Origin of the sequence: Mesorhizobium sp. M0045, assembly GCF_040323385.1 — a bacterium.
Taxonomy (GTDB): Bacteria; Pseudomonadota; Alphaproteobacteria; order Rhizobiales; family Rhizobiaceae; genus Mesorhizobium.
In genome coordinates this window covers 202,042-218,839 of record NZ_JAMYUY010000002.1, presented here as the reverse complement: position 1 = coordinate 218,839, position 16,798 = coordinate 202,042, and the positions used below count along the sequence as shown (strand labels likewise).

The 16,798-nt window shown below is 62.9% G+C and carries 14 protein-coding genes; 6 read left to right on the top strand and 8 right to left on the bottom strand.

All coding sequences use genetic code 11. From position 1 onward, the window contains the following. Positions 1–8 precede the first annotated feature (8 nt). Both mscL and NKJ72_RS03780 read left to right on the top strand, forming a co-directional pair. The gene (mscL, locus tag NKJ72_RS03785; RefSeq protein ID WP_352475912.1) at positions 9–431 is read left to right on the top strand and encodes a large conductance mechanosensitive channel protein MscL; all 423 of its coding nucleotides are present in this window, start codon (positions 9–11) and stop codon (positions 429–431) included. 110 nt (positions 432–541) lie between these two features. Further along, positions 542–1,708: a pyridoxal phosphate-dependent aminotransferase gene (locus NKJ72_RS03780; RefSeq protein WP_352475911.1), complete on the top strand. Its 1,167-nt coding sequence runs from the start codon at positions 542–544 to the stop codon at positions 1,706–1,708. Positions 1,709–1,744: 36 nt separating this feature from the next. On the opposite strand, the gene hemA is transcribed toward NKJ72_RS03780, so the two are convergent. Further along, on the bottom strand, positions 1,745–3,022 hold the full coding sequence (gene hemA, locus NKJ72_RS03775) for a 5-aminolevulinate synthase (RefSeq protein WP_352475910.1): 1,278 nt from the start codon (positions 3,020–3,022) through the stop codon (positions 1,745–1,747). Between the two features lie 265 nt (positions 3,023–3,287). On the opposite strand from hemA, the gene galE reads away from it, so the two are divergent. After that, entirely contained in the window at positions 3,288–4,283 is a 996-nt protein-coding gene (galE, locus tag NKJ72_RS03770; RefSeq protein WP_352475909.1) for a UDP-glucose 4-epimerase GalE, read from the top strand. 43 nt (positions 4,284–4,326) lie between these two features. Further along, positions 4,327–5,577: a D-amino acid dehydrogenase gene (locus NKJ72_RS03765; RefSeq protein WP_352475908.1), complete on the top strand. Its 1,251-nt coding sequence runs from the start codon at positions 4,327–4,329 to the stop codon at positions 5,575–5,577. 141 nt (positions 5,578–5,718) lie between these two features. On the opposite strand, the gene NKJ72_RS03760 is transcribed toward NKJ72_RS03765, so the two are convergent. The 7 genes from NKJ72_RS03760 to NKJ72_RS03730 form a co-directional block, all read right to left on the bottom strand. After that, a complete protein-coding gene (locus NKJ72_RS03760; RefSeq protein ID WP_352475907.1) occupies positions 5,719–7,089 on the bottom strand; it encodes an FGGY-family carbohydrate kinase in 1,371 nt (456 codons plus the stop codon). Then, a complete protein-coding gene (rhaM, locus tag NKJ72_RS03755; protein WP_352475906.1) occupies positions 7,086–7,403 on the bottom strand; it encodes an L-rhamnose mutarotase in 318 nt (105 codons plus the stop codon). The genes NKJ72_RS03760 and rhaM overlap by 4 nt, the downstream gene beginning before the upstream one ends. After that, positions 7,403–8,413 (bottom strand): ABC transporter permease, encoded by a 1,011-nt coding sequence (locus NKJ72_RS03750; protein WP_352475905.1) that lies wholly within the window; start codon positions 8,411–8,413, stop codon positions 7,403–7,405. The genes rhaM and NKJ72_RS03750 overlap by 1 nt, the downstream gene beginning before the upstream one ends. A 145-nt stretch (positions 8,414–8,558) precedes the next feature. Beyond that, positions 8,559–9,536 carry an ABC transporter permease gene (locus NKJ72_RS03745; RefSeq protein ID WP_352475904.1) on the bottom strand — a complete coding sequence of 326 codons (978 nt, stop codon included), beginning with the start codon at positions 9,534–9,536 and terminating at the stop codon, positions 8,559–8,561. Next, positions 9,533–11,074, bottom strand: coding sequence for a sugar ABC transporter ATP-binding protein (locus tag NKJ72_RS03740; protein ID WP_352475903.1), 1,542 nt, complete (start codon positions 11,072–11,074; stop codon positions 9,533–9,535). The genes NKJ72_RS03745 and NKJ72_RS03740 overlap by 4 nt, the downstream gene beginning before the upstream one ends. 83 nt (positions 11,075–11,157) lie before the next feature. Continuing rightward, complete coding sequence (rhaS, locus tag NKJ72_RS03735) at positions 11,158–12,153, bottom strand: rhamnose ABC transporter substrate-binding protein (RefSeq protein WP_254820009.1); 996 nt, start codon at positions 12,151–12,153, stop codon at positions 11,158–11,160. A 54-nt stretch (positions 12,154–12,207) separates the two neighbouring features. Continuing rightward, on the bottom strand, positions 12,208–13,017 hold the full coding sequence (locus NKJ72_RS03730) for a DeoR/GlpR family DNA-binding transcription regulator (RefSeq protein WP_352475902.1): 810 nt from the start codon (positions 13,015–13,017) through the stop codon (positions 12,208–12,210). 187 nt (positions 13,018–13,204) lie between these two features. Here NKJ72_RS03730 and NKJ72_RS03725 point away from each other — a divergent pair, with 187 nt between their 5' ends. Both NKJ72_RS03725 and rhaI read left to right on the top strand, forming a co-directional pair. Beyond that, positions 13,205–15,307: a bifunctional rhamnulose-1-phosphate aldolase/short-chain dehydrogenase gene (locus NKJ72_RS03725; RefSeq protein WP_352475901.1), complete on the top strand. Its 2,103-nt coding sequence runs from the start codon at positions 13,205–13,207 to the stop codon at positions 15,305–15,307. Positions 15,308–15,421: 114 nt separating this feature from the next. Continuing rightward, entirely contained in the window at positions 15,422–16,714 is a 1,293-nt protein-coding gene (rhaI, locus tag NKJ72_RS03720; RefSeq protein ID WP_352475900.1) for an L-rhamnose catabolism isomerase, read from the top strand. The last annotated feature ends 84 nt before the right edge of the window (positions 16,715–16,798 follow it).

Genomic DNA, 16,798 nt, shown 5'->3' with positions numbered 1-16,798 from the left:
GGAGTCGAATGCTGAAAGAATTTCAGGAATTCATTTCCAGGGGCAATGTGATGGACCTGGCCGTCGGCGTCATCATCGGCGCTGCTTTCGGCAGAATCGTCGACTCCTTGGTCAACGACATCATCATGCCGGTCATCGGGGCGATTTTGGGCGGATTGGACTTCAACAACTACTTTCTGCCCTTGTCCTCGGCTGTTAACGCAACATCGCTGGCGGATGCGAGGAAACAGGGGGCTGTTTTCGCCTATGGCAGCTTCATCACCGTGGCGCTGAACTTCCTTATCCTCGCCTTCATCATCTTCCTGATGGTCAAGGCGGTGAACAATCTGCGCCAGCGGCTGGAGCGCGAGAAACCGGCCGCCCCGGCTGCCCCGCCGCCGGCCGATGTCGCGCTGCTCACCGAAATTCGCGATCTCCTCGCCAGAAAGTAGCGCCTGCGGCAACTTTCTGGACCAAAACCCTGGTCGCTGCGGCCGGGGTTTTCTGTTTTCGTCCGCCCTGAAACACGCTAGCAGTCGAGCAAACGAAAACGGACCTATCCATGACCTTGATCGATACCTTGCGCGCCGAGGCTCGGGCGGCGCCTGAAAGCGGCATTGTGGCCGTCATGAACCGTGGCCGCGGCCGCGACGGCATGATCCCGCTCTGGGCCGGCGAGGGTGACCTGCCGACGCCCGCCTTCATCACCGATGCCGCCGCCAAGGCGCTCGCCGACGGCGAAACCTTCTACACCTGGCAGAGAGGCATTCCCGAACTCAGGCAGGCGCTCGCCCGCTACTACACCAGGCATTTCGGCAAGACTTTCGCCAACGAAGAATTCATCGTCACCGGCTCCGGCATGCATGCCATCCAGATGGCCATCGACGCGGTGGCCGGCAAGGGCGACGAACTCGTCTACCTGTCGCCGGCATGGCCGAACTTCGCCGCCGCCGCCGGGGTAGCCGGCGCCGTGCCAGTTGCGGTCACGCTCGATCAGTCGGGCAATGGCTGGTCCTGCGATGTCGACAAGATCGCAGCGGCGATCACGCCGCGGACCAAGGCGCTGTTTGTCAACACGCCGTCCAACCCGACCGGCTGGACCGCCGACAAGGAAACGTTGCAGGCGATCCTCGATCTTGCCCGCGAAAGGGGGCTGTGGATCATCGCCGACGAGATCTACTCGCTGTTTCATTACGGCCACGGCCGCGCGCCGTCGTTCATCGACATCATGGCCGATGAGGACCGCATTCTGTTCGTCAATTCTTTTTCCAAGAACTGGGCGATGACCGGCTGGCGCATCGGCTGGATCAAGATCCATCCCGCCTTGCAGCAGGTGTTCGAAAACCTGGTCCAGTATTCGACTTCCGGCGTTGCCCAGTTCATGCAGCGCGGGGCCGTCGTTGCGCTGGATGAGGGCGATGCCTTCATCGTCGAGCAGGTGGAGCGGGCGAGGGCGGCGCGCGACCTGGTCTGCGGGATTCTTGCCGAAACCGGGCGGGCGCGCTTCACCGTGCCCCAGGGCGCATTCTATCTGTTCTTCGCGGTCGACGGCATCACCGATTCCCGCGCTGCCGCCTTCGACATGGTTGACCGCGCCAATGTCGGCCTGGCCCCCGGCACCGCCTTCGGCCCCGGCGGCGAAGCCTTCCTCAGGCTGTGCTTCCACCGCCGCCTCGACCAGCTCGAAGAAGCCGCGCACCGGCTGGCGAAATGGATGACGAGTGTATGAGCTGCCTCGAAGCCTGAGTCGAGTTTCAAACGGGCTTCACCCGCCCGACTTCGGCACCAGCAACGGAATGACGCGGTCGCTCTTGGCGACTGAAGGCCGGCCGGCCGAACCGTAGGGAATCCCCAACGCGTCCCATGTCTCGACCAGCGCGTCCTGCAGGGAAGCAATCAGCGCGTCCGAATGGAACGGCGTAGGCGTGATGCGCAGCCGCTCGGTGCCGCGCGGCACTGTCGGGTAGTTGATCGGCTGGATATAGATGCCGTGCACACCGAGCAGGCGGTCGCTGGCCATCTTGCAGAGCTCGGGATCGCCGACCAGAAGCGGCACGATGTGGGTAGGCGATTCCATCACCGGCAGGCCGGCTGAGGCCAGCACTTGCTTGGTCCGTGTCGCCTGACGCAGCTGCGCGTCGCGCTCGGCCTGCGAACGCTTGAGATGGCGGATCGAGGTGGTTGCCGCTGCAGCGATCGCCGGCGGCAACGCCGTGGTGAAGATGAAGCCCGGCGCATAGGAACGCACCGCGTCGATCACCGCAGTGTTGCCGGCGATGTAGCCGCCAAGCGTGCCGAACGCCTTGGCCAGCGTGCCCTCGATGATGTCGATGCGGTCGGCCAGCCCTTCGCGCTCGGTGATGCCGCCGCCGCGCGGCCCGTACATGCCGACGGCGTGGACCTCGTCGATGTAGGTCATGGCGTTGTAACGCTCGGCGAGTTCGACGATCTGCTTGATCGGCGCGATGTCGCCGTCCATCGAATAGACGCTCTCGAAGACGATCAGCTTGGCGCGCTCGCGGCCAGCCGTCTGCAGCAGGCTTTCGAGATGCGCCACGTCATTATGGCGGAAGATCTTCTTCTCGGCGCCCGAGCGCCGCACGCCCTCGATCATCGAAGCGTGGTTGAGCTCGTCCGAGATGATCAGGCAATTGGGAAGCAGCTTTGCAATGGTCGAGATCGACGCCTCGTTTGAAACGAAGCCGGAGGTGAAAACCAGTGCCGCTTCCTTGTCGTGCAGGTCGGCCAGCTCCAGTTCGAGCTCGACCAGCGGGTTGCTGGTGCCGGAGATGTTGCGGGTGCCGCCGGCGCCCGACCCCATCTTGCCTGCCGCCTTCTGGAACGCGGCAATGACGTCGGGATGCTGGCCCATGCCGAGATAGTCGTTGGAGCACCAGACGGTGATTTCCTCGGCGCGGCCATTGGCGCGCCAGATGGCGCGCGGGAATTTCCCGACGATACGCTCAAGGTCGGCGAAGACGCGGTAGCGACGCTCTGCATGGAGCTGGTCGATCGCTTCCTCGAAAAACCGCTGGTAGTTCATGTCGCCTTCCCAATTTTGCGCGCGATCATAGTCATTGGGCCATTGGTCGTCCACTTGGCCTTTTTGGTCAAAATGCCACGCCCCGAGCCTGTTCCTAACGACCACGGAACGTGGCCTATTCCCTTGATGTGGATCAATCTTGTTTCAGGACAATGCCACGCGCCGATGAGACCGGTTACCGCAGGTTCTAATGGCTCGGCGGCAGGTTTTCCAGTAAGGCGACGATTGAGACAGTTCCGACAAATCATGAATAGCGAGGATGCGGATGACGGTTTTGGTGACAGGCGGGGCCGGCTATATCGGTAGCCATATGGTCTGGGAATTGCTGGACACGGGTGACAGCGTCGTCGTCCTTGACCGGCTTTCCACCGGCTTTGAATGGGCAGTGGCTCCGGAAGCAAAGCTCGTCGTCGGCGACGTCGCCGACAGGGAACTTGTTGCCTCGATCATCCGCGACAATAAGGTCGACGCGATCATCCATTTCGCCGGCTCGATCGTGGTCCCCGAATCGGTCGCCGACCCGCTTGCCTATTACGAGAACAACACCTGCAAGACGCGCACCTTGATCGAGACCGCGGTGCGCGAAGGCGTGCCCAATTTCATCTTTTCCTCGACCGCCGCCGTCTATGGCGGCGCCGGCCTGGAACCGGTACGCGAGGATGCCCGGCTTGCGCCGGAATCGCCCTATGGCCTGTCCAAGCTGATGAGCGAATGGATGCTGCGCGACGCGGCGATTGCCCATGGGTTGCGCTATACGGCGCTGCGCTATTTCAACGTCGCCGGCGCCGATCCGAAGGGCCGCACCGGCCAGTCGACGCCCGGTGCCACGCATCTGATCAAGGTCGCCTGCGAGACGGCGCTCGGCAAGCGCTCCTTCATGCAGGTGTTCGGCACCGACTATCCGACGCCGGACGGCACCTGCATGCGCGACTATATCCACGTCAGCGACCTGGCGGCGGCGCATCGGCTGGCGCTTCAGCGGCTGCGTGCCGGCGGATCGAGCCTGGTCGCCAATTGTGGTTACAGCCACGGCTATTCGGTGCTCGAGGTCATCGACAGCGTCCGCCGCGTCTTCGGCCATGATTTCGAGGTACGGATGGGCGATCGCCGCGCCGGCGACGCCGCCGCGGTCGTCGCCAATTCGAAGCTGGCGCGCGGCGAGCTCGGCTGGACCCCGCAGCGCGACAACCTCGACCAGATCGTTGCCGATGCGCTTGCCTGGGAGCGCATCCTGACCAGCAAGAATTCGGCTCTGGGGTGAAGTGGGCTCTCCGCAAAGTTTGGTTCAGCGCGCTGGGGGCGGAATGAAAATCCTGGTGCTTGGAGCCGGCGTCGTCGGTACGGCGGCGGCCTATTATCTGGCCAGCGACGGCCATGAGGTGACGGTGATCGAGCGCCATCCGGCGGCGGCACGCGGCACCAGCCGGTCGAATGCCGGCCTGGTGTCGCCCGGAGACGCCACCGCCTGGGCCTCGCCAGCCGCGCTGAAGACGTTCCTGCGCGGCCTCTACAACCACGATCTCGGCATCAAGGTGCGGCTGCGCTTCGATCCGTATTTTTTCGCCTGGAGCCTGCGCTTCCTTCGCCAGTGCACGCAAAAGCGCATGCGCGCCAACACCGACGTCAAGCTGCGTCTGGCGCTCTATTCGCGCGACTGCATCAACGCCGTCTCCGCCGAAACCGGCATCCACTATGACGAGCGCAAGAAAGGCATTCTCTATTTCTTCCGCTCGCAGCAAAGCTTTGATACCGGCACCGACAATTATCGCTATCTCGGCGAACACGGCCTGCCGATCGAAATCGTCGGCCGCGACCGGCTGGTCGAGCTCGAGCCCGGCCTTGCCGGCGCCAAGGACAAGATAGCCGGCGGCGTCTATTCGCCGATCGACCAGACCGGCGACTCCAGCCAATTCACGCAGCGCCTCGCTGCCTATGCCGCCGAGAAACTCGGCGTCCAATTCCTTTACGACACCACGGTCGAAGGCCTCGACATCGACGGCGGCCAAGTGCGCGCCGTGATGACCTCGGCCGGCCCGGTGGCCGGTGACGCGGTGGTCATTTCGATGGGGCCGGAGAGCGGTCTGCTCGGCCGCCGCTACGGCATCGATCTGCCCGTCTATCCGGTGAAGGGCTATACCGTGACTGTTCCGCTGGAAGATGAAAGCAAGGGGCCGATCATGGGCGGCGCCGACGAGGACCGGCTGATCGGCTATTCCAGGCTGGGAAACCGGCTGCGGATGTCCTCGACGGCGGAGTTCACCGGTTTCGACCGCACGTTCAAGCCACGCGATTTCAACTCGATCCTGAACACCGGCAAAGACCTGTTCCCCGGGGCTTTCGACGAGAGCAAGGCCGAGCTCTGGGCTGGACTTCGCCCGATGATGCCGAACTCCGTGCCGGTCATCGGCCGGGCGCTGTACGACAATCTCTACCTCGACACCGGCCACGGCCATCTCGGCTGGACCATGGCCTGCGGTTCGGGAAAGTTCCTCGCCGACCTCATTGCCGGCCGCAAGCCGGAGATCGATCCGCAGGGATTGCTCTACGCGGGCTAATGCATGTCGCGCAAAAGTGTGCAGCGGTTTTGCGATAACGACATGCATTAAAAACAAGAACCTAAAGCGCATCGCATGAGGCCGATCGAACGCGATGCGCTTTAGGCATTTCCGAACATCAGGACGCCATGAGCTCGGCGGTCAGGCTCGTTCGTCGATCGCCGAACGCCAGGAGCGCACGTAACTTGTCCAGACCGGATCGGCCGACGGTTCGGTCCTTTCGCCTCTGCCTTGCGGTGTCCCCTGGTCCGACGCCAGCAAGGCGGCGCCGATGCTGGTGCCTGTCGCAGCCTCGGAGGCAATGGCGGCGCGTGCTGTCGCCGCAGCCAGCATGCGGGTGAACAGCCGGTTGCGGGCGAAGGGTCCTTCGACGATGGTTGACCCCTCGGCGCCGATCAGGTCGAGGCAGGTCGCGGTCATCAGCGCCAGGTAGAACGAGATGGCGACAAAGCGCTGGCCGGCGCTCATACCGTCCGCGTTAAACCATGATGCGGTACGATGCGGAAACGGCCCCGAACCCTGTTGCGTGGAAGGCAATAGGGACGTCTTGCGCGCCAGCACCGTAGCAACATCGTCTTCCGTCCAGTTCTCCGATTGGCCCTCGGTCAGCAGGGAGAACTCACGGCCGCCCATGAAGCGCGCCGACGGCACGGGATCGCCGAGTGCGTTGACATTGACCAGCGTGTCGCGTGCCGGATCGAGCCTGACCTTGCTGCCGCCGACCGCCATCGACACCACCCAGGTGCCGGTCGAGACGACGGAGAAAGGCGGCTTGCTGGATAGGAGATGCGGCAGCAGCGAGGCGTTGGAATCGTGCAGGCCGCAAAACACCGGCGTTTGCGGGTCGAGGCCGGTTTGCCGCGCCAGAGCGGGCAGGATCGGGCCCAGGCGGTCCTTGGCCTGCCGCGCCGGCGCCATTAGCCGGCGCCATTGCAGCCGGTCGACCAGCGAGGAAAAATCCGCTTTCCACGGGTTCCATAGATCAGTGTGGCAGCCGAGCGACGTCACTTCGCTGGCGGCGACGCCGGTCAGGCGCAAGGCCCAGTATTGCGGATACATCAGCATCGCGGCGGTTCTGGCGAAATCCGCCGGAAAGCGCTTCTGCTGCCAGAACAGCTGCGCACCGAGATTGAGGCCGGCCGGCAGGCGCGGCGTGCCGGTCTCGGAGAACGCGGGACGGATCGTGTCATAGTCCCTGGCAAGGGCATCCGGCCCGTCGAATTCGTAGTCGAGCACCGGCAGCGCCAGTTCGCCTGATGCGTCGACCAGCACGCCCGTTGCGCCATGGGTGGTGATCGATATCGCATCGATGCGCTGCTCGCGATCGATCTCGGCCAGGCTGCCGAGGATAAACGCCCATAACCGTTCGACGTCATGGTGGGGGTACTGGCCTTGCCGAACCGGCTCGTTCGCCACCGTGCGCAGGGCCACTTCGCTCGATGTGGCGAGATCGACCAGCGCCACCTTGGCGTTGGTCTTGCCGATATCGATGACGGCGACGTTGCGGGTCATTCCATATGGAACATTGTTTCCAGCGGCACCGCCACCGGCTCGTTGTTCGGCCTGGTCTCCATGATGTCCGCCATCTCGGCCCACCAGCGCTGCATCACCGGATGCTTCGGCAATTCGTCCATGCCGTGGCCATCGCGTCGCCACAGCACGCCGAACAGGGTGTTTGTCTCCTCGTCGAGATGGATCGAATAATCGGAGATACCGGCCTGTTTCAGCAACGCTACGAGTGACGGCCAGATGTCGTCGTGGCGCCGCTTGTATTCGGCCTTCATGCCCGGATTGAGCTTCATCTTGAACGCGTATTTTTCGGGCATCAGGCAAAGCGCTCCCGCCGTACGCGCCGCCACAGGATCGGCAGTGCGATGACGATGATCAGCAGCAGGCCGATGAAGATCGACATGACGATCCCCGGCACGTTGAGCAGGCCGAGGCCGAAGGTCACCAGTCCCATGATGAACGCCGCCAGCACCACACCAAGAATGCTGCCGGCGCCGCCCAGGATGCTGACGCCGCCGAGCACCACCATGGTGATGACTTCCAGCTCGTAGCCCTGCGCGATCGACGGCCGGGTCGAGCCGAGCCGCGATGTGATCAGCACCGAGGCGATGCCCGCCATCAGGCCGGTCAGGCAAAACAGGATGAATTTGATGCGGCCGACACGTACGCCGGAAAACTGCGCCGCGACCGGGTTGTTGCCGATGGCAAAGACCCGGCGGCCGAAGCTCGTCCGGTGCAGAAGGAACCAGTAGACGACTGCCGCGATCAGGAACAGCGTCAGTTCGAACGACACCACCCACCAGACATAGCCCTGGCCGAAGAAGGCGAAGCTCGCGGGATAGCCCTTGTAGGCCTGGTCGCCCAGGATGATGAAGGCAATGCCGCGAAACAGGCTCATCGTGCCGATGGTGACGACGATCGACGGCAAGCCGAGCCTGGTGACGAGCACGCCGTTGAAGGCGCCGCAGCCGAGCCCGACGACGAGGCCGATTGCCACCAGCGCCGGAGTGCCGGCGCCGGCCTGCACTGCCATGCCCATCATCGTTGACGCCAGCGCAATGATGGCGGCGACCGACAGGTCGATTTCGCCGGAGATGATCAGCAGCGCCATGGCCAGCGCGATCAGCGCCTTTTCCGTGAAGTTGAAGGTCAGGTCCGAGAGCGACCAAGCGTCGAGGAAATAGGGCGAGGCAAAACTGTTGACGGCAAAGATGGCGACCGCCACCGCGACGAGCAGCGCCTCCCAGGAGAAGACCGCCGCGGTGAAAGGGTTGTCGAGCCGATCCGGAATGTGGCGTGCGGCAGGGGCGTTGGCGATATCGGTCATGTGACAACACCATCCGAAACTTGGCGATGCCCCTTGTATCTGCACGGGGAGAGGGCAAGGGTGAGGGGCAGCGTCCACTTTGAAAACGGGACTGTTGCGGACGGCAACATTCCAATCGTCCCAGAGAAATGAAGCGAGGCGTCCATCATGCCGCTTCCGCCTTTTTGAGAATGATGCGGCCTTGCCGGCGTTCGCCGCGTGCGTTGAGCACCACGGCCAGGATGATGGCGCTGCCTGAAATCGCCATCTGCCAGAAGGGTGAAATGTTGATCACCGGCAGCGCGTTGGAGATGATGCCGAGGAACAGCGCGCCGAGCACCGCGCCGCCGACCGAACCGATGCCGCCGGCAATCGAAATGCCGCCGATGACGCAGGCGGCGATGATATTGAGCTCATAACCATTCGCGACCTCGACCGAGGCGATGACGTAGCGCGAGATCCACAGATAGCCGCAGAGGCCGCCGATCATCCCCGAGATGCAGAAGACGATGAATTTCGTCCGGCCGACATCGATGCCGGCATAGACCGATGCGGTCGGGTTGACGCCGATGGCATAGATCGAGCGGCCGAGCGCGGTGCGCGTCATCACGAGGAAAAACAATGCAATGACCAGTATGGCGATCCAGGACAGAACCGGAATGCCGAGGAAAGCCGTGCGCTGCAGGCCGATGAACTCAGCGCTCATCTGGTCGGCGTTGACCCAGGCGCCGCCTGATATGACGAAGGTGGCGCCGCGGTAGATGGTGAGGGTGCCGAGCGTTACCACGATCGAGGGAATGTTCAACCGCCATACCAGCAGGCCGTTGATGGCGCCGAGCACCAGGCCGACCAGCAGTGCGATGACGATCAGCAGCGGGATCGGGATCGCCGGATGCGCGGCGTTCAGCATCGCCACCACCATGCCGGTGAAGCAGAGGTTGGAAGCCATCGACAGGTCGATCGAGCGGGTCAGGATGACGACCATCTGGCCGAGCGCCAGGATCATCAGGATCGACGTGTCGTTGAACACCTGGCGCAGATTGGCAGGATCGGCAAAACCTGGAAACCGCGTTGAGATCAGCCCGATCAGCACGACGATTGCCGCCAGCAGCCAGACCTCGCGATATCTGAGAAAAGGCTTCATGACGCGATCCCCGCTGCCGTCCTGACCAAGGTTTCGGCGTCGAGCCCCTTATTGTCGTAGACCGCGGCAATACGGCCCTCGCGCATGACAACGACGCGGTCGGACATGCCGAGGATTTCCGGCAGTTCGGACGACACCATGATCACCGACAGGCCTTGCGCGACGAGCTCGGCCATGAAGCCGTGCACGGCCGCCTTGGAGCCGATGTCGATGCCCTTCGTCGGCTCGTCCAGGATGATCACCCTGGGCGCGGTCGCCAGCCATTTGGCGATGACGATCTTCTGCTGGTTGCCGCCCGACAGCGTGCCGACGTCCTGGCTGAGCGAGGAGGCGCGCAGATCGAGCCGCTCGGTGTAGGAGCGGGCCAGCGCGAACTCTTCGGCCAGCCGCAATATGCCGGATTTGGATGTCCGTTTGAGCGAAGGCAGCGAGACATTCTGGAAGATCGGCAGGCCGATCACCACACCTTGCTTGCCGCGTTCCTCCGGCACATAGACGATGCCGGCATCGATCGAATCCGCCGCCGATTTCGGCGCGATCGCCTTGCCTTCCAGCGTGATCGTGCCGCGGCTGGTGCGGGTGATGCCCGATATCGCCTGCATCACCTCGCTGCGCCCGGCGCCGACAAGGCCGTAGAAGCCAAGGATTTCGCCCCTGTGCAGCTCGAAGCCTATGTCGTCGAACTCGGTCGGGTGCGACAGGCCGGAGACGGCCAGCACCGGCGCGCCGATCTCGGCCTTGCGCTGCGGAAAGATGTGATCGACCGAGCGGCCGACCATCATGCGCACGATCTGGCTCTGGCCGGCGTCCTTGATCAGGCCTTCGCCGACCATCTCGCCGTCACGGAACACGGTATAGCGGTCGGCGATGCGGTAGATCTCATCGAATTTGTGGCTGATGAACAGGATCGCCTTGCCGTCGCTCTTGAGGAATTCGATCAGCAGGAAAAGCTCTTCGATCTCCTTCATCGAAAGCGCTGCCGTCGGCTCGTCCATGATGACGATCCGGGCGTCGATCGACATGGCGCGGGCAACCGCCACGAGGTGCTTGTTGGCGATGCCGAGATCCTTCAGCCTGGCCTCGGCTTCGATATGGCCGGCGCCCATCGTGTCGAGCACCTCGCGGGCATTCTTGCGCATGGTGCGCCAGTCGATGGTTTTGAAACGCGTGCGCGGCGCATGGCCGAGGAAGATGTTTTCGGCCACCGTCAGATCGTCGAACAGCACCGTTTCCTGGTGGATGGCGGTGATGCCGTGCCCGAACGCGGCGTGCGCGCTGGGCAGTGTGACCGGCTGGCCGTCGATGCTGATGGTGCCAGCATCCGGCTGGTAGATGCCGGTCATTATTTTGACCAGCGTCGACTTGCCGGCGCCGTTTTCGCCGATCAGCGCGGTTACCTGGCCGGGATAGAGCGACAGGCCGACGTCGTGCAGCGCGCGCACGCCGGGAAAGCTTTTCGAGATGCCGGACAGCGTCAGGCGCGGTCCGGAAGACAAAGGCGCTTCCTTCGCCATTTCGTGTTGGGCTGTCGTGTCCATAATCGTATCAAGCCCTGAAACAAGGTTCGTTTGAAAGCGCGGCGGGACCTGAGCCCCGCCGCACCGTTTCGAAGGCTCCAGGATCAATAGATCTTGGAGAACTTTTCGATGTTCGACTTGTCGAACTGGAAGGGCGGAGCCATCGCAGCCGAGTTGGTATCGTCGAGCGTGACCTTGCCGACGCGGCCGATCGACAGCGTAGCACCGGGCTTGGCTTCTTCCTTCTTCACCGCCAGGTCGTGGGCGAGGTAGACGGCGGAGTAGCCGAGATCGATCGGGTTCCACAGGGCAACCGCTTGGCTGGCGCCATTGTCAATGAACTTCTTGAACTCCGACGGCAGCGCCAGGCCGGTGACGTTGACTTTGCCGATCAGGCCTTCGTCGGTCACCACCTGCGCGGCGGCAACGACGCCGACCGTGGTCGGTGCGATGATCGCCTTGAGGTTCGGATAGGACTTCAAAAGACCCTTGGCTTCATCCGTGCTCTTGGCCGAGTCGTCGTCGCCATAGACGGTGGCGACGAGCTTGATCTTGGGGAACTTCTCCGGCAGCACCTTCTTGGCCGCGTCGATCCAGGCATTCTGGTTGGTCGCCGTCGACGAAGCCGACAGGATGGCGACGTCGCCGCCTTCAGGCAGGTAGTCGGCGGCAAGCTTGATGATGGTCTCGCCGATCAGGTTGGTGTCGGAGGGGTTGAGGTGAAGCTGGCGTCCTTCCGGCGCGACGCCCGAATCCCACGAGATAACGGTGATGCCGCGCTCCATCGCCTTCTTGAGCACCGGCACCAGCGCGTCGGCGTCGTTCGCCGAAATGGCGATGGCGTTGACCTTCTGTGCGATCAGCGAATTGACCACTTCGATCTGCGCTTCGGCGGTCGCCTTGGTCGGGCCGGTGTAGATGATGTCGACATCGCCGAGCTCCTTGGCCGCCTCTTCGGCGCCCTTGTTGGCGGCGTCGAAGAAGCCGTTGCCGAGCGACTTCACCACCAGCGCGATCTTGACGTTTTCGGCGTAGGCGGCATTCACGAACATGGCGGCGGAGAACGCCGCCGTAACCATCAATTTCCTAAAGAAGCTCATCGAATATCCTCCCTTGAGCGTTGCATTCCATCGCCGCTGCGGGTGCGAGTTTTCTCAGGCCTGCAGCGAAGATTCTTCCTTATTCCCTGCCGTTGTGCGGGCGATGATCAGCGTCACGCCGGCGGCCTCAAGCATCTTGGCTTCGCGCTCCTCGATGGCGTCGTCGGTGATCACCGTGGCGATGCGCGACAGGCCGCACAGGATCAGGCTCGAGCGTTTGCGGAACTTCGAGGAATCGACCAGCACCACCAACTCGTCTGCCTGGTCGATCAGCTTCTGCTCGGCCTGGATCAGCAGCGGGTCGCCTTCCATCAGACCGAGCGGTCCCAGTCCCTGCGCGCCCATGAACATGCGGCGCGCGTAAAAATTGCGTGTCACGTCATTGTCGAACGGCGACAGGATGATGTTCTGCTCGCGGTAGATGGTGCCGCCCGACAGCATCACCGTGTTCTTGGAGTGCCTGAGCAAATGCTCCGCGATCGGGAAGGAATTGGTGAAGATCGGCATGCGGCGGCCGGTCAGGAAATGCACCATCTGGAAGGTGGTGGTGCCGCCATTGATGATGATCGGCTCGCCGTCCTTGCACAGATCCACGGCTTCCCGCGCGATTGCCCGCTTCTGCGAAGCGTTGATGGTCTCGTTGACGGAAAAGGGCCTGCCGGCAAGGCCGATGAACTGCGGCGGCGAAAGCGCCTCTGCACCGCCGCGCACCCGGCGCAGGCGTTTTTGCACGTGCAATGCCGCGATGTCGCGCCGGATCGTCGCCTCGGACGACTCCGTCAGGTCGACCATCTCCTGCACCGTCACCACAGGTTTTTCCTGGACGGCGGACAGAATGATCCTGTGGCGCTCTTTCTCGTGCATGGTTCCTCCCTGCTTGAGCATCTAGGCACCCAAAACGCGCAGTGTCAATCATTTCCGATCAGATAATTTCATTGTGCAGTGCAATATGACTGATATTGATCGTTTGTGATTGACAAGACAGCCGCTTGCGTAGAAATTCGTACAAAAGGGACCGGCGCCGTTTGCGTGTCCCAAAGGGAGGATACCTATGCTCGACAAGCGCTCCGGCACGCGCCTCGCCAATCTTTGGGATGACGCAAAAGCGCAAGCAATGAGCGAACCGGAACGTCTGGTCTATCGCTCGAACGTCCTTGGCTCCGACAAGCGCGTCACCAATTATGGCGGCGGCAACACCTCCTCCAAGATCTGGCAAAACGATCCGCTCACCGGCGAAAGCGTGGAAGTGCTGTGGGTCAAGGGCTCGGGCGGCGACAGCGCCTCGATCAAGCTCGACGGCTTCGCCACGCTCTACATGGATAAACTGCGGGCGCTGAAGGGTCTCTATCGCGGCCTCGAACATGAAGACGAGATGGTCGGCTATCTGCCTCATTGCACCTTCAATCTCAACCCGCGCGCGGCCTCGATCGACACGCCGCTGCATGCCTTCGTGCCGAAGCCTTATGTCGATCATATGCATCCCGACGCCATCATCGCCATTGCCGCTGCCAAGGATTCGCAGGCGCTGACCAAGGAGATCTTCGGCGACACGATCGGCTGGCTGCCATGGAAACGTCCGGGCTTCGAACTCGGCCTGTGGCTGGAGAAATTCTGCCTCGAGAACCCCGACGCCAGGGGCGTCGTGCTGGCCAGCCATGGTCTGTTCAGCTGGGGCGACACGCCGAAGGAATGCTACGAGACGACGATCTCGGTGATCAATCAGGCAATCGACTGGTTCGAGCGCAAGAGCCAGGGCAAGCCGATCTTCGGCGGCGAAGTCGTCAAATCCCTCGATGCGCCGGCGCGTCGCGCCGTGGCCGCAAAACTGATGCCGAGGATCCGCGGCCTGATCTCCGAGAACAGCCACAAGCTCGGCCATTTCGATGATTCCCCTGCCGTGCTCGAATTCGTCAATTCCAGGGATTTGCGGCCGCTGGCGGCACTCGGCACGTCCTGCCCGGACCATTTCCTGCGCACCAAGATCCGGCCGATGGTCATCGAGTTCGACCCTCAAAATCCCGACGTCGATGCCGTCATTGCCCGTCTTGCCGATGACGTGGCGGAGTATCGCGTCGGCTATCAGGCTTATTATGACCGCTGCAAGCACCCGGATTCGCCGCCGGCGCGCGATCCCAACGCCGTCGTCTATCTGGTGCCCGGCGTCGGCATGTTCACCTTCGCCGGCGACAAGGCGACGGCGCGCATTTCAGGCGAATTCTACGTCAACGCCATCAACGTCATGCGCGGCGCTTCGACGGTGTCGGCCTATGTCGGCCTGCCCGACCAGGAAGCCTTCGACATCGAATACTGGCTGCTCGAAGAGGCAAAGCTGCAGCGCCTGCCGAAACCAAAGGCTCTTGCCGGCCAGATCGCGCTCGTCACCGGCGGCGCCGGCGGCATCGGCCGGGCCACCGCCAACCGGCTGCTGCGCGAAGGCGCCTGCGTCGTGCTGGCCGACATCGACGAAGCAGCCCTTGCCAGCGCCAATGACGAGCTTGCCAATGCCTATGGCAAGGATTTCGTGCGGCCCGTCGCCATCAACGTCACGTCCGAGGATCAGGTGATCGCCGGTTTTGCCGAGACGGCGGTCGAATTCGGCGGCATCGATATCCTCGTGTCGAATGCCGGCCTGGCTTCCTCGGCGCCGATCGAGGACACCACGCTGGCGCTGTGGAATAAGAACATGGACATCTTGTCGACCGGCTACTTCCTCGTTTCGCGCGAAGCGTTCCGGCTGTTCCGGGCGCAGAAGATCGGCGGTAACGTCGTCTTCGTCGCTTCCAAGAACGGGCTTGCCGCATCGCCCAACGCCGCCGCCTATTGCACGGCCAAGGCCGCCGAGATCCATCTGGCACGCTGTCTGGCGCTGGAAGGCGCGGAAGCACAGATCAGGGTCAATGTCGTCAATCCCGACGCCGTGCTGCGCGGCTCGAAGATCTGGAGTGGCGAGTGGAAGGAACAGCGCGCCGCCGCCTACAAGATGTCGACCGACGATCTCGAGGAGCATTACCGCTCGCGTTCGATGCTGAAGCGCTCGGTATTCCCAGAGGACATCGCCGAGGCGATCTATTTCTTCGCCTCCGACATGTCGGCAAAATCGACCGGCAACATCATCAACGTCGACGCCGGCAACGCGCAGAGTTTTACGCGATAAGCGACCGTCTTTGAGGGGTTGGCGCCGAGGCCGGAGCGTTACCCTTCTCCCCGGGGAGAAGGTGCCGGCAGGCGGGTAAGGGGCAGCGCCAACCGAACGCATTTGGGAGGAACCATGTCCGAAACCATCATCTCCGTCGACCTCGTCGACAAGCATAATGCCGCGCGCAACGCCGACCTCAAGCGCGATTACGACTCTCTCGGCGAGCGTCTCGACCGCCGCGGCATCGCCATCGACGCTGTCAGAGACAAGGTCGAGAAATTCGCCGTGGCGATCCCGTCCTGGGGCGTCGGCACCGGCGGCACCCGCTTTGCCCGTTTTCCCGGCGCCGGCGAGCCGCGCGACATTTTCGATAAGATCGAGGACTGCGCCGTCATCCGGCAACTGACGCAGGCGACGCCGACCGTCTCGCTGCATATTCCCTGGGACAAGGCCGATCCGAACCGGCTGAAGCAGGCGGCATCCCGCTTCGGTCTCGGCTTCGACGCCATCAACTCCAACACCTTCTCCGACGCCAGCGACCAGAGGCTTTCCTATAAATTCGGCTCGCTGTCGCATGCCGATGCAGCAACACGCCGGCAGGCGGTCGAGCACAACCTCGAATGCATCGAGATCGGCAGGACGCTGGGCTCGAAAGCGCTGACGGTGTGGATCGGCGACGGCTCGAACTTCCCCGGCCAGGTCAACTTCGCCAAGGCATTCGAGCGCTATCTCGACGCGATGAAGGAGATCTATGCCGGGCTGCCGGACGACTGGAAGCTGTTCACCGAGCACAAGATGTACGAGCCGGCCTTCTATTCGACCGTCGTGCAGGATTGGGGCACCAACTACATCATCGCCAAAGAGCTTGGCGACAAGGCGTTCTGCCTGGTCGACCTCGGCCATCACGCCCCCAACGTCAATATCGAGATGATCGTGTCGCGGCTGATCCAGTTCAAAAAACTCGGAGGCTTCCACTTCAACGATTCGAAATATGGCGACGACGACCTCGACGCCGGCTCGATCGATCCCTACCGCCTCTTTCTGGTCTTCAACGAACTGGTCGATGCCGAGCTTTCAGGCGCCGAAGGCTTCGATCCGGCCCACATGCTCGACCAGAGCCACAACGTCACCGATCCGATCGAAAGCCTGATGCTGTCGGCGATAGAAGTGCAGCGCGCCTATGCGCAGGCGCTGCTGGTCGACCGCAGGGCGCTCGAAGGCTTCCAGGATACCAACGACGCGCTGATGGCGACGCAGACGCTGAAGATAGCCTATCGCACCGATGTCGAGCCGATACTTGCCACGGCACGGCTGAAGACAGGCGGCGCCATCGATCCGGTCGCCGCCTACCGCGCCGCCGGCTACCGGGCGAAGGTTGCAGCGGAACGGCCGGCGGTGGCGAGCGTCGGCGGCGGGATTGTTTGAAGGAACGGGTCGAAAAAGAAAAACCCGCCTGAGGCGGGTCGCGGTGCGATTCAGCACCATAGTTGGATTAGTAGCATAGCTGCC